This window comes from Psychrobacter sp. CX16, from assembly GCF_057396245.1.
In genome coordinates this window covers 12,447-26,878 of sequence record NZ_JBXYJF010000003.1, presented here as the reverse complement: position 1 = coordinate 26,878, position 14,432 = coordinate 12,447, and the positions used below count along the sequence as shown (strand labels likewise).

At 39.8% G+C, this 14,432-nt stretch carries 10 protein-coding genes; 7 read left to right on the top strand and 3 right to left on the bottom strand.

Translation table 11 applies throughout. From position 1 onward, the window contains the following. Nucleotides 1-19: 19 nt before the first annotated feature. Nucleotides 20-544 (top strand): transposase, encoded by a 525-nt coding sequence (locus AC2SLM_RS01685; RefSeq protein WP_486551589.1) that lies wholly within the window; start codon nucleotides 20-22, stop codon nucleotides 542-544. 312 nt (nucleotides 545-856) lie between these two features. Here AC2SLM_RS01685 and AC2SLM_RS01680 read toward each other — a convergent pair whose 3' ends face one another. The 3 genes from AC2SLM_RS01680 to uvrA form a co-directional block, all read right to left on the bottom strand. After that, nucleotides 857-2,614, bottom strand: coding sequence for a tetratricopeptide repeat protein (locus AC2SLM_RS01680; protein ID WP_486551587.1), 1,758 nt, complete (start codon nucleotides 2,612-2,614; stop codon nucleotides 857-859). 71 nt (nucleotides 2,615-2,685) lie between these two features. Further along, nucleotides 2,686-3,177: an SLATT domain-containing protein gene (locus tag AC2SLM_RS01675; protein WP_486551586.1), complete on the bottom strand. Its 492-nt coding sequence runs from the start codon at nucleotides 3,175-3,177 to the stop codon at nucleotides 2,686-2,688. A 266-nt stretch (nucleotides 3,178-3,443) separates the two neighbouring features. Further along, nucleotides 3,444-6,416 carry an excinuclease ABC subunit UvrA gene (gene uvrA / locus AC2SLM_RS01670; RefSeq protein WP_486551585.1) on the bottom strand — a complete coding sequence of 991 codons (2,973 nt, stop codon included), beginning with the start codon at nucleotides 6,414-6,416 and terminating at the stop codon, nucleotides 3,444-3,446. A 492-nt stretch (nucleotides 6,417-6,908) separates the two neighbouring features. Here uvrA and AC2SLM_RS01665 point away from each other — a divergent pair, with 492 nt between their 5' ends. The 6 genes from AC2SLM_RS01665 to AC2SLM_RS01640 all read left to right on the top strand — a co-directional run bounded on the left by AC2SLM_RS01665 (nucleotide 6,909) and on the right by AC2SLM_RS01640 (nucleotide 14,390). After that, the gene (locus AC2SLM_RS01665; protein ID WP_486551584.1) at nucleotides 6,909-8,273 is read left to right on the top strand and encodes an MFS transporter; all 1,365 of its coding nucleotides are present in this window, start codon (nucleotides 6,909-6,911) and stop codon (nucleotides 8,271-8,273) included. A gap of 83 nt (nucleotides 8,274-8,356) precedes the next feature. Beyond that, a complete protein-coding gene (gene ssb / locus AC2SLM_RS01660; RefSeq protein WP_486543365.1) occupies nucleotides 8,357-8,989 on the top strand; it encodes a single-stranded DNA-binding protein in 633 nt (210 codons plus the stop codon). Between the two features lie 154 nt (nucleotides 8,990-9,143). Continuing rightward, nucleotides 9,144-10,376, top strand: coding sequence for a tyrosine-type recombinase/integrase (locus AC2SLM_RS01655; protein WP_486551582.1), 1,233 nt, complete (start codon nucleotides 9,144-9,146; stop codon nucleotides 10,374-10,376). Continuing rightward, nucleotides 10,366-11,958, top strand: a complete 1,593-nt coding sequence (locus tag AC2SLM_RS01650; RefSeq protein ID WP_486551581.1) for a site-specific integrase — start codon at nucleotides 10,366-10,368, stop codon at nucleotides 11,956-11,958. Before AC2SLM_RS01655 ends, AC2SLM_RS01650 begins: the two co-directional genes overlap by 11 nt. Next, nucleotides 11,951-13,978, top strand: coding sequence for a hypothetical protein (locus AC2SLM_RS01645; protein WP_486551580.1), 2,028 nt, complete (start codon nucleotides 11,951-11,953; stop codon nucleotides 13,976-13,978). Before AC2SLM_RS01650 ends, AC2SLM_RS01645 begins: the two co-directional genes overlap by 8 nt. Beyond that, nucleotides 13,971-14,390, top strand: a complete 420-nt coding sequence (locus AC2SLM_RS01640; RefSeq protein WP_486551578.1) for a hypothetical protein — start codon at nucleotides 13,971-13,973, stop codon at nucleotides 14,388-14,390. The genes AC2SLM_RS01645 and AC2SLM_RS01640 overlap by 8 nt, the downstream gene beginning before the upstream one ends. Nucleotides 14,391-14,432: the final 42 nt, after the last annotated feature.

Genomic DNA, 14,432 nt, shown 5'->3' with positions numbered 1-14,432 from the left:
GGGGCAACAAGGAATAATGATGCCAAGATATAGTGAAGAGAGAAAGCAAGCGATACTAAGCAAACTATCGCCACCACATAACTTAAGTGTAGCCCAAGCTGCAAGGAGTGAAGGCATAGGATTACAGACCCTGTATAATTGGCGCAATCAAGCCCAAAAGCAAGGACAGCCCATGCCCGGCAATAAAAACACCCCCGACAACTGGTCAAGCGAAGCCAAGCTTGCCACCATAATAGAAACCAGCAGACTGACAGAGACCGAACTTAGCGAATACTGCCGCAGTAAAGGCCTATACGTCGAACAAATCAAAGCATGGCGAGCAGGTGCCTTATCAGGCTTTAACCAAACACAGAAACAAAGCTTAGCAAGCAGACGACAACAACAAGCTGACCGCAAAAAGATTAAAAAACTAGAGCGTGAGCTTAATCGCAAAGAGAAAGCTTTAGCAGAAACAGCGGCTTTACTGGTGCTCAGAAAAAAGCTGGATGCGCTCTGGGAGACCGCTGGTCTCAATGATGGTGGCAAGCTTGGCTTCGCTTTGTAACCCCTAATGAGCGTCATACAGGTAAAGATAAAGAGATACTTGCTAAACGGAAACAGACGATAGAACACGCTAAAAGTCTTAACCCTACTCGTTGGGGGAGCCGAGCCGTAAGAAATTGTACGCTAGTTAAGCCAACGACTTTAAATCCGTTAAAAGCGCCTAAATCGATTGATGAAATGAGAGTCGCCTAGTTCGTAAAAAGGTGACAACTATGTTGACAAACACCGGCTTTGTAGTATTAGATCAAACTAATATTGATTCAGATTAATTTGCATATTTTGGTTGTTGTTGCATTCAGCTAAGTGCTACTTTCTATAGTAGTCTTTCTTTTAGGTTGTTACATTCCATTAAATAATTACTTGAAATTTCATTTTCGCCCAATTTAGAATAATATATAGATAAATTATCTAAAATCTTAATCTGTTGAATTAAATTACATGTTTCAATAGACAGATTAAGTCCAGTATTTAAGTAATCAATAGCAGAGTTTAAATCATTTTTTTCCAAATACATAACTCCCAAATTTCCAGTCCAAACTGCGATATTGAACTTATGTCCAACATCTATTGCGATACTTAAAGCCTCTCTATAAAAAATTTCAGCTTTATCAAAATCCTTATAATAATACAAATAAATATTGCCTAAATTACCCAAACTCCATCCTTTGTCAATTATGCTTCCTAAATAGTCAAATATTTTAAGGGCTTTATAAAAATGTAACATTGCTCCATTAAAATCTTTAAGTTTGTAAAGAGTTTTTCCTAACTCCATATGAATTTTTCCTTCGAAGGTATCATTATTAGGATACCAATATAGAGCTTCTGTAAAAGTTTTAATAGATGTCTCAAAGTCTTCTCTCTGGCGTTGAATAACCCCAATATGTCTATAATGAATGCCAATTAGTTCGCGATCATTTAAACTTTTAGCAATTTTCAGCCCTTTTATAGCGTGCGAGTAAGCTTCCTCGGGATGGTTAGAAGAGTATAGATAAGCTAAGTGACCTCTAACTTGACACTCTTCCTTAAGCAATTTTTTTTCAACTAATGTAGGAAGTATAGTATTATAAAATTTGAAAACATGCTTTTTTCCATGTGAATTATTTAACAACTCACCAGCAATAAAATATTTTAATACAAAGAAATTATCTTGTTGAGCCCATTTTCTTATGATGGACATCGTCATAGATTGATGTTGTTTCAAATTTGATTCATATACTGATAGACTAAAACCTAATTCACTTGATAAATAATTAATTAAATTATTTGTATCTCCCTTTATCCAATGCCCCTTACTATCTTTATGATAAATACTATCTGCTGTATTTATATCTGTGCACTTGAAAACTATTCTATTAAAAGGAAGTTTGATATGATCAATATGAATAATATTATTTCTAATTACATTATTTTTAAAAATGGGAGTTAAATCAAATATATCAGAGCAGCTATATCCCATAACTATAAAATCTGAAAAGGCTGTAGAAGATGTTAGATTATTTATAACCCTTTTTCTAGCTTCAAATGATATAGATTTAGCAACTTTCTCAATAGTTATAACCAGATTCTCTTTGTCTGTAATACATCCATGAATTTTAGTAATTACTGGCTTGCTTGAGGCAAAGTCGAAACTTAAAAACTCAACTTCATTTCTGAGTACATGATAATCTTCAGATTCAATAAGCCCATTATTATTAAGAGCTACCTCTAATAGATTTGTAAAGTTTGTAGTTACAATATGAGTAATTAAGCCTTTTTTTATAGCTTTTGCTATTAGGTCATGATTCTCACATGGTTCTCCTAATTCAAAAATATTTAACAGTAAGCTTGTGTCGCTATGTTTGTTTAAAATACTAAAAAACGCCTCAAATGGCATTTTTGAAGACTTAATAATTAACTCTTTCTCTGACGCCGTCATTGGTAAGCAGTCTAGAATTAAATTCATAATGCCAAACTCACCTTTAACTAAAGGTATGCCTGAATTAAAATCAAAACCAGCTCCTAAAAAAATCCCTGCATTATTTTTAAAAGACTTTACAATCAGATTAAGTATTCCGGATTCAGAGATTACCATTTAAATTATTCCAAGTAAGCCTTAAAAATTTTAATATATTACGAGTGCAATTGGAGAATAGTATTTTAAATTTATTTAAAAATCTCTGTGTCTTCATTATCTTCATTCAAAATAATACGAGCACGTAGTCTCGAGCTCTTGGGTGTTAAGGGTGCATATGCTGCAACAACTGCCCATCGTACCTGAAGATCTTTACAGAACTCTTCTACATTTTTTGAATCATTATTTTCTCTAACTAGATATTGTTCTACATCTCGTCTCAATATGCCATAACTTGAGCCACACTGATTATGAATTAGAGACTTCTCAGACGGTCTTAGTAAAACTTGAAGGCCAGCTAATAATGATATGACAATACTCATAAGCACAATAATAAACTGTGTCTTTTCGTCAGTAGACTTCAAGAATAAAAGACCACTATTAAATGAAGATAAAATAACTAAAGGTATTCCGATAAACTTATCAATTTGTGAATATCGTTCAGACTGATTAAAGTGACCAACTTGAGCTTTCTTTAGTCGAACCTTCCATTCTTCTAGTGTTTTCCTTTGTTTATCGTTCACAAATATCACCGCAACATTGAACAGCATGATCAAATAATAAAAAAAAGTATAGAGTCTACACCACTATCAATTCTTAAAAAAAGTTTGAAGAAAATGACATTTGATTATCCTATAAATTATTGTAAACAAGGGTAGCTTTTTAACTTATTAAGATTTGTATACTCTTTTAAATTATAAAAAAACACTAATACTTTAAATCCCACTTAAACAAAAAAGCTACTCTATATAGAGTAGCTTTTCTTAAATCAATTATCAATAAAAATTTATCAACCCGCCAGCATCGGCTTCAAAAACGCGCCCGTAAATGAGGCTTTATTTTCAGCAACTTCCTCAGGCGTGCCTTCCGCGATAATCATGCCACCATTCTTGCCGCCTTCAGGACCTAAGTCGACAATCCAGTCGGCAGTCTTAATGACGTCTAGGTTATGCTCAATGACAATAATGGTATTACCCTTGTCGCGCAGTGCATGCAGAATATTAAGTAGCTTATAAATATCGTGGAAATGCAAGCCAGTGGTTGGCTCATCCAATATATAGAGCGTCTGACCGGTATCGCGTTTGGCAAGCTCACGCGCCAGCTTAACACGTTGCGCCTCACCACCCGATAATGTCGGGGCAGACTGACCCAATCGAATATAGCTCAAGCCCACATCCATAAGCGCTTGTAGCCGGCGATGAATCGGCGGAATGGCTGAGAAGAATTCAGTCGCATCTTCTACTGTCATGTCCAATACTTCGGCGATGCTCTTACCTTTGTAATGAATCTCAAGCGTCTCACGGTTATAACGCTTGCCATGACAGCTGTCACAGGGCACGTACATATCGGGTAAGAAGTGCATTTCAACTTTAATAAGGCCATCACCCTGACAGGTCTCACAGCGACCGCCTTTGACGTTGAAGCTAAAGCGACCAGCTTTATAGCCTCGAGCTTTGGCCTCTTGAGTTTGCGAGAACAAGTCACGAATAGGGGTGAACACGCCAGTATAGGTCGCTGGGTTAGAGCGAGGGGTACGCCCAATTGGGCTTTGGTCAATATCGACCATTTTATCGAGATATTCAAGCCCAGTGATACTGTTGTATTTATCAGGCACTAAAGTCGATGCGTTGTTTAATTGGGTGGCGGCCAACGGCATCAAGGTACGGTTAATCAAGGTCGATTTACCTGAGCCTGAGACTCCAGTAATACAGGTAAAGGTGCCGATAGGAATGGTGAGATCGACATCCTGTAAGTTGTTACCTGAGGCGCCTTTTAGCTCAATCTGCATTGGCACTATCTTTTTGGGCTTGGGTTTTGCATTTTTAGCTGCTTTTTTAGCCGCCGCCGCTTTGGCTTTACCCATTGGCATAATACGTGCTTTTTCAGGCGGATTATTGAGATCAATGGTTTTGGCTTTATGACGGGTTTTAGGGATTTCGATTTTCTTTTTACCTGACAAGTATTGACCGGTTAATGACTCTTCGACATCCATAATGTCTTGCATCGTACCCTCAGCAATGACATGACCACCATGCACGCCAGCACCGACACCGATATCAATCACATGATCGGCTTGGCGAATGGCATCTTCATCGTGCTCAACGACCAACACGGTATTGCCAAGATCACGTAGACGCACAAGGGTCTGTAGCAGACGGTCGTTATCCCGTTGATGCAGACCGATAGAGGGCTCATCAAGTACATACATCACGCCCATCAAACCTGCCCCGATTTGGCTAGCAAGACGGATACGCTGAGCTTCACCGCCTGACAAGGTTTCAGCTGAGCGCGCAAGGTTTAGGTAATCAAGCCCGACACTGACTAAGAAATTCAGACGCTCGTTAATCTCTTTGAAAATCTTGTCGCTGACCTCCCCTTTGGCACCGCCCATGTGCAAATCGCTATAATAGTTTGCCGCATCGCCAATAGACAGCTGCACAATGTCAGCAATGCCTCGACCGTCCACACGCACGTTACGGGCTATCTCATTGAGACGGGCGCCATCACAGACGTTACAGGTGGTATCGGCTAAATATTTTGCCAATTCATCACGCACAAAGTTACTTTGCGTCTTGGCATAGCGGCGCTCAAGGTAGGGCAATACCCCTTCAAAAGGGGTGGTTTTTTTGGTTTTACGACCACGCTCATCGGTAAAGTTAAATTGGATCTTCTCTTTACCTGAGCCATTTAGGATAATATCGCGGTGCTCTTTATCCAGCTCCTGCCACGGTGTATCCATATCAATGTCAAAGTGCTTAGCGACTGTGGTCAATAGGCCAAAGTAATAGGCATGACGTCTGTCCCAACCGTTAATCGCGCCTTGGTTTAAGGTTTTCTCAGGATTGGTCACCAGCTTTTCAGCAGAAAAATATTGACGTTTGCCAAGGCCGTCACAGGCAGGGCAAGCGCCGTAAGGATTGTTAAAACTAAATAGGCGAGGCTCAAGCTCTGATACCGCACGGTCACAAATTGGGCAAGAGTGCTTGGCAGATAATACTTGGTCGTCGCTATCTTGATTGGACGCGTCTGGGTTTGGGTTGCCATCCATATAATGCAAAATAGCTAAATCACCACCTAAGCGCAGTGCGGTCTCTAAGCTCTCGGCAACACGGTTGCCTAAGTCATCCCGTACTTTGAAGCGGTCAACCACCACCTCAATCGTGTGTTTTTTATTCTTTTCAAGGGCAGGCAACTCATCCATATCATAGACGTTACCATCGACCCGCACGCGCACAAAACCTTGTCCCACAAGCTGCTCGAGTAGCACCACATGCTCACCCTTACGGTCACGCACCACAGGCGCTAATATCATCAGCTTAGTATTTTCAGGCAATGCCATAATGTCATCGACCATTTCGGTGATGGTTTGTGCCACCATCGGTAGGTCATGCACTGGGCAATAAGGCGTGCCAACACGGGCGTATAATAAACGAAGATAATCGTAAATCTCGGTAATGGTACCGACCGTAGAGCGCGGGTTATGGTTGGTAGATTTCTGTTCAATAGCAATGGCCGGCGATAAGCCTTCGATACTATCGACTTCCGGCTTATCCATTTGCGATAAAAACTGGCGCGCATACGCTGACAAGCTCTCGACGTAACGGCGCTGACCTTCAGCATACAAGGTGTCAAAGGCCAGAGATGACTTACCGGAACCAGAAAGCCCAGTGATAACCACAAATTTATCACGGGGAATGTCGATATTGATATTTTTTAAGTTATGCGTACGTGCGCCGCGAATTTTAATGTGTTCGTGTGCCATATAAAGCCTTTGTTATTGAATGTGTTAAATAGATAACTAGATAAATAATAAAGTAATGAATAATATGAGAGACATGCTGACTAATTTAAATAAGGTCAACATGAGGTTGTTAAGGTTAATCAAATAGTAAAAGGGTAGAAACAAACGCATAAATTGTCTGTTATTTTATAATAAAGTTATGACAATAAATGTGACTGTATAATGTAATAAGATATGTCTTTAATGGTTATAATTTAGCCGAAATTCAAGGGCGATTAACGAATCGTTGCCAAATACCGTTACTGGTCAGTTCAATAAAAGACGCTTTAAATACCAGCCCTTTTGCACAACATTGAGCGCATAATCGTAGGTTCACACCATATTTTGCATAGATACTTTATAATGTACCCCTAACAAATCATAATGTACCCCTAACAAATCCATTGTCTATGATTCGTCCTAAAATAGAGGGTCATAGATGACATTGTGGCAGCGACAAAGCGAGGCAATAGCATGAATAGCATTGAGAAACGAGCCATTGCAGGGATAGGTGGTATATTTGCTTTGCGAATGATCGGGCTATTTATGATCGTGCCAGTGTTTTCAGTCTATGGTCATGATTATGCGCATGCCACACCGCTATTAATCGGCTTGGCAGTGGGTATTTACGGTCTTGGGCAGGCGATATTTCAGATACCAATGAGCCTTGCTGCCGATAAGTTTCCGCGTAAGCCGATGATTCTGTTGGGTCTGGCTTTATTTGCCATTGGCGGTATTGTTGCAGCGACGGCCACCGATATCTATCAAGTGATTATTGGCCGTGCGCTGGCAGGTAGTGGGGCAGTATCTGCGATATTGATGGCGCTATTGGCCGATGTGACCCGTGAGCAGGTGCGTACCAAAGCCATGGCGACCATGGGCCTGACGATTGCGACCTCTATTATGTTGTCCTTCGCCATTGGGCCGATGATGGTAGCAAGTGTGGGGATCTCAGGGTTGTTTTGGTTAACCACCGTCTTTGCGGTATTGGCGATGATTTTGCTGCTGGTAGTGCCGACACCGCTGCGGGTGCTCAGGCACAACTTGGCCAACAAATCGATTGGCGAGCAATTAAAAGACGTGCTAAAGATTGGCGATTTAAATCGCTTACATATCGGTATCTTTGCACTGCATTTGACCATGACCGCTATTTTTGTGATTGTTCCGCAGCAGTTGTCAGATGTGCTTGGACTAAGCGTGCGTCAGCAAGGTTTGGTCTATTTACCGCTACTATTTATTGGTTTTGCGATTGCCATTCCGTTTATTATCATCGCCGAAAAGAAGCATAAAATGCGTCAGGTATTTTTGACTGCATTAACCACGATTGTATTGGCGTTTGTTTGTTTGGCATTGGGCAGTGGTTTAAGCGTTGGTCTGATTGTCGGTCTGGGTCTGTATTTTATTGGCTTTAATTTATTAGAAGCGACCATTCCCTCCTGGATTTCCAAAAAAGCACCAGTGGCGAATAAAGCGACGGCGATGGGCATTAATTCATCCAGTCAGTTTTTGGGCGCCTTCTTTGGTGGTGCGTTGGGCGGGCTACTATTAACACACAGCCCACTGCTCTCATGGGGCATATTGGGTGTGGTGATGGCGGTAGCGCTATTATTGATTATTCCGATTTCGCAGCCGCCGTATCTGACCAGTACCACTTTGGCGATTCCTAAGCAGACCAATATCAGTGCATGGTCGCAACAAGTGATGAATATTGGCGGAGTCGATGAAGTGGTAGTGATGCCAAAAGATGGTGTGGCTTATTTAAAACTGGATAAACAAAAACTTACCGATAATTCACGACAATTACTGTCGCAACTAACCGAAACTAAGCTAGATATTTAACCAAAATTTCGGTAGAGTGATGCTCAATAAACGTGACTATCGAATGATAAATAAAATCAATACGAAACCCTAAAGGAAGTATTATGCGTGGTATTAACAAAGTAATTATCGTAGGCCATTTAGGCAATGACCCTGAGACCCGTCAATTCAGTAATGGCGGCAGTGTAACCAACATTTCTGTTGCGACCTCTGAGCAGTGGACAGACAAACAAACCGGCGAGAAGCGTGAAGCGACCGAATGGCACCGCATTGCTCTATTTAACCGTTTGGGTGAAATTGCCGCTCAGTATCTACGTAAAGGCAGCCAAGTCTATATTGAGGGCAGCCTACGTACGCGTAAATGGCAGGATCAAAACGGCCAAGACCGTTATACAACCGAAATCCGTGCTGACCAAATGCAAATGTTAGGCGGCGGTTCTGGCGGCGGTGGCAACTTTGGTGGCCAGCAACAACCTCAGCAAGGTGGTAGCTATGGCAATCAAGGCGGTAATAACCAAGGTGGCTTTGGTGGTAATCAAGACCCACAAGGCGGTTTCCAAGGTCAGCAAGGCGGCGCTCAAGGTGGTAATACCTTTAATCAAGCGCCAAGCAGCCCGCAAAATACGGCACCGCAAGCACCAAGCGCACCTGCACAAGCGCCTGGTTTTAACAACCAAACCACGATACCTGCTGGCGGCATGACAGACACGCCAAAAGATGACGACATCCCATTCTGACGTTTACCTCAGACAATATTGTAAAGTCTAACTCTGAAACCCCGCCACTAGCGGGGTTTCTTGTTATTAAAATAACAAAAATAATGTAAAAAAATATTGATGCTATAGTTGATATAGTGTACCTTTATAATATGTAAAATATTTAGGTAAATAAATGAATATTCATCCTTCAACGACATCATTCATATTGGATAGTGGAGAACGATACTGCTTAGTTATAAATCAACTAACTGGCTTGCCTGTACATCACCCTAATTTATTTATTACTACTCAATTGCGAAACAAATCTGACTCTTTCTCCACGATGATATCTGCCGCAAATAACTTAGTTGTTTTTTTGAGGTTCTTGAATGACCGTGGTATTAATCTTGAACACAGGATCATGAGTCGTATTTTTCTAACTGTAAATGAAATAGATGATCTGCGTGACTATACACAAATAAAAGTTTCAAGCTTGCCAAGCAAGAAAATTAATAATAAAAAGGATATAGATACTGTTGTTAGTCCAATAACTCATTATATGAGGCTGACCACTATTTCTGATTATTGTGCATGGTATGCTAATCATCTAATTCAGCAGCCGGACCTTAATGAATCAAGGCAAATCAAGAGACTTCAATCTCAAATTAAATCTAGACGACCTACAAAGAAAGGAAGGAATAATAGACAGGACAAGTCTCTTGATGACTCACAGCTCGAAGTATTGTTTGAAGTAATAAGAATTAACTCAGAATTTAATCCATTTAGTAAAGATGTTCAGCGTAGAAATAGACTAATTATTTTGCTGCTATATCATCTCGGTCTAAGGGGTGGTGAGCTTCTTAATTTAAGAATTCAAGATATAGATTTTTCTAAAAAAGTCTTACGGGTAATTAGACGAGCTGATGAAAAAAATGATCCTAGAGTATTTGAGCCCAATGCTAAAACTCTAGAACGTTTAATTCCCCTTGGCGATATCTTAGTTAAAGAGCTACATGACTACATAACCCTTGATAGACGCAAAATAAAGAATGCTAAAAAGAATGATTTTTTATTCGTAACTCATAAATCAGGTCCTACAGTTGGACTACCAATCACGAAATCTGGCTACTATAAAGTGATCAATGTCGTTAGGTCGGTTTCACCGGAACTGTATAGGTTGACTGGTCATAAGTTGCGACATACATGGAATAGAAAGTTCTCGGAAAAAATGGATTCTCTAGACAAAGTGCCTAGTGAAGAGAGGCAGGAGCAAATGAGATCATTCCTTATGGGCTGGAAGCCTGGTTCTAAAACTGCTGCACACTACAATAGAAGGTATATTGAAGAACAGGCTAAAATAGCAGCTATTCAGCTGCAGTCAAATACTGGAATGAGACTACCAGAGGAAAATCTTAATGGCGAGTAATACTGCTATAAAAGTTGTTGAAATTCCACCAATTGTGAATACTGATGAAGATAGTAAATTTTACTGTAGATCTAAAAGTAAAGGCTATTCCTTTCATCTAGATGATGATATTTGGGTATTGGATAAAGATAAGTCAATAAACTTAATCAAAATAAAGAGCTTACTATCTGGAGTTGTTTTAAATAGTTTTTTAAAAGTATTGAGTTTTTATGCAAGTAATTTATCAGCAGCACATACAGCTAACATTGCTGCAACTTTTTTACATATGATCAAAACTACAGATGCTAAAGAAATATCAGAAACTGTTTTAATAAATTATAGGAGTTCGTTATCTAAAGATAAGGAATACTATTTAGGGGTAGTTATAGGTTTTCTACGTAAATGGTACGAGATGGGATATGAAGGTATCAATGAAGAGGTTATAAATCTTTTAGATAGCTGGCGAATCAAAGGGAACAGAAAAGGTGATGCTGTAAGGCGTCTAGATCCTATAGAAGGCCCATTGACAAATAACGAGCTACAAGCTTTCAATGAAGGTGCAATACATGCTTTTGAGCGAAGTATTATAACCTTAGATGAGCTTGCCTTGTCATTAATTATTAGTCATACAGGGCGTCGTCCTATTCAAATATCTCATTTAAAGGTAGCAGACGTTTTATGCGGTAAGAACAAAAGAGGTGAGCCCTATTTTATTCTTAATACCCCTAGAGCTAAGCATGGAGAAGGCTTTAGAACTCAATTTAAGCATTTTGCAATCACTGAAGAGCTGTGGTCAATACTTTCAGCTCAGACGAAAAATGCAATAGAAAAAGTTGAATCACAGCTAAAATTTGAACTAAATGAAGCTGATAGGCAGCTTATACCATTATTTCCAGACTATTCAAGGATAAAAGTTGTAGATTCTTTGTTTGAGTTTAGGGTCATGTCTGGAACAGATAAGTTACACATAGCTTCGGGTAAAGTAACTGATACGCTTCATTTTATAGTAGAAGCATCTGAAGTAAAATCTGAAAGAACAGGTGAGATTCTATCTATTAATGCACGTAGGTTTAGATATACAACAGGTACTAGGGCTGCTCGAGAGGGTTTTGGTGAACTTGTGATAGCAGAGCTTCTTGATCATAGTGATACTCAAAACGCTAGTGTATATATTAAAAACATCCCCGAACATGTTGAAAGGCTAGATGCTGCAGTTGGGTTTCAATTAGCTCCTTATGCTCAAGCATTCGCTGGTTTTTTAGTGGATTCTGAAAAAGAAGCTGAACGCGGCAATGATCCGAGCAGTAGGATTCGTACGCAAGAAGGATCTGGTATAGGGACATGTGGTGAACATGGCTTTTGTGGGGCAAACGTTCCCATTCCCTGTTATACCTGTATGCACTTTCAGCCGTGGCTAGATGGTCCTCATCAAGAGGTATATGAAAATCTTTTAAGTGAAAGAGAACGGGTAAAAAGTATTACTGGTGATATTGAGGTAGCTGCAATATTAGATAGAAGTATCTTGGCGGTAGCTGAGGTAATCTCACGTTGTGAGAAGCGTCGTTCTGAGCTTCAATTAGAGCGTGGAGTTGGCTATGAGTAATATCATACAATTCAAATCTAGAGCAGACTTATCTGCAGAAGCTAATTTAGAATCATTTATTGACATGTGTCGAGATGAATTAATCGTTTTTGGTTCTAATTTAGACTGGGATGCTAATGTATGGCCTAACGTCGGTGTGTTTTCTAAATTAGGCGTAAAGACTCGAAAGCCAAAAACTCATCAGGTAATGAGTCTCAGCTTTTTAGACTTCGCCAAAGCATATTTTCGTTATCAACAAGGCCATAATCCAACTGGTGCAAAGAATGAGTTAAAAGCATTGCGAGCTATAGAGTCTGCGCTAGAACAAGTAAATGATAATACATCGATTTCAGGACTATCTATAACTTGTTTAGATGAAGCAGCTCTTTTAGCACGGAATTATTATAGTGCGGGATCTGCTTATGACTGTGGTCGAGAGATTGAAAGATTGGCTAAATTTGTGTCTCAAAACAGTCTAATCAATGCAAACCTTAATGAATGGGTAAATCCTATTCCATGTCCTTCGAGCTTTGTTAAAACTGGCAAAAAAGCTAAAGAAAATAGGGAGAAAAAACTACCTGATTCTAAGGCGCTAGATGCTTTAGCGGAGATATTTGCGAGCAATCCTACAGAGGGCCGTGATATCTTTACAACTTCTGTGTTTGCAATGCTTATGTCTGCCCCTTCTCGTATTTCTGAAGTTCTCGCACTACCAGTTGATTGTGAAGTTACTGAAGTAGACAGTAAAGGTGTAGAGCGATATGGTTGGCGTTTTTATGCTGGTAAAGGCTATGGGGGAGATATTAAGTGGATACCTACTGTTATGGTGGAAACAGCGAAAACTGCTGTGGAAAGAGCAAAAGGGCTTTCATTAGAGGCTCGAAAACTCGCCAAGTGGATAGAAGAGAATCCAAATAAATTTTATCGTCATGAAAACTGTCCAAATGTTCCGGATAATCAACCATTGACTGGTGAACAAGCCTGTCAAGCACTGGGGTTGTCATTTAAGAACAAGGATACAGTTTATTCTAGTCTAAACTCTAGAGGCTTGGATCATCATGATGGTGCTAATACTCTAGAGAGCTTATGGGTACATGTTAATGACAGGCTTCCTAAAAGCTTTCCATGGTTGGATAAAGAAAAAGGAATTAAGCTCTCGAATGCACTTTTCGTATTAAATAAGAATCAGTTCCATGGTAATCGCCCCAGACTGTTAACTGAGCTTATGGCACCAGATGTGAACTTTTTTAATAATGATATTGGAACACGGCCAGCAGTAAAAGCACATAAAAATATTTTTGATAGATATGGATACTATGGTGAAAATGGAGAAAGATTAAAGGTTACATCGCATCAGGCAAGGCATTTATTAAATACGATTGCTCAACGTGGTGGATTATCTAACCTAGAGATAGCCAAGTGGTCTGGAAGGGCTAATATTAATCAAAATCGCACCTATAATCATATGACAGAGTATGAGTTAGTATCTATGGCTGAACGCATTGATCCATCAAAGTCATTATATGGGCCATTAGGAGAGGTTGAAAAGCACCTACCTGTTACATCTCAGGAATTTAATACATTAGAACAGGCTGCTGTACATGTGACAGAGTATGGCTATTGTGTGCATGACTATACTATGAGTCCTTGCGAAAAGTTTAGAGACTGTATTAATTGCACTGAACAGGTTTGTATCAAAGGAGATGACATTAAGCTAGTAAGAATGAAGGAGAGGCTGGCTCACATTGAAGCTCTCATCTCAAAAGCGCAGAAATCGTATGAAGAAGAGGATTACGGATCAGATAGGTGGCTTGAATACCAACTTAAAACATCAAAAAGACTTAGAGAGCTTATTGATATATTAGAGAATCCATCCATTGAAGATGGTGCGCAGGTTAAGCTTCGCGGGAGTGATTTCTCACAATTACGACGAGTAGCACAAAAGAAATCAATTTCAGCTGTGATAGGTAATGAAAGTCAGAGAGATGAAAAATTTATTTTAGAGGACCTAACTGGTTTGCTAGGAGGCGGTTTTGGCTAAACATCTTAACAGGCAAGATATTGAGGCTATTGTAAATTTAATTCGTGGTTGGGATGAACCTAAAATTACGTGGGCTGCGATTTGCGACGAAGTAGAGTCCTTAGTAGGGAAGAGGCCTACCCGACAATCTTTAAGCGCACAGGAGGCTATTAAAGACGCATATCAATCCAAAAAAGATTCGATTAAGGGTAAGGCCCCAGCTAAACCTAGGCCAGCCAGTTTAAACGCAGCTGCTTCTAGAATAGCCAATTTAGAAGCAGAGGTAGCAGAATTAAAAGAACAAAACAGGAAGTATAAGCAGATGTTTGTTGTATGGCAGTATAATGCATATCGGCGTGGTATGACCGAAGAGAGTTTAAATGCAGATATGCCTAAGATTGATCGAGAAAGATCTGACGAATCTTTGCGTTGATTTATATTACAGTTCAATAGTCAATTAAGAGTTTTATCAAGA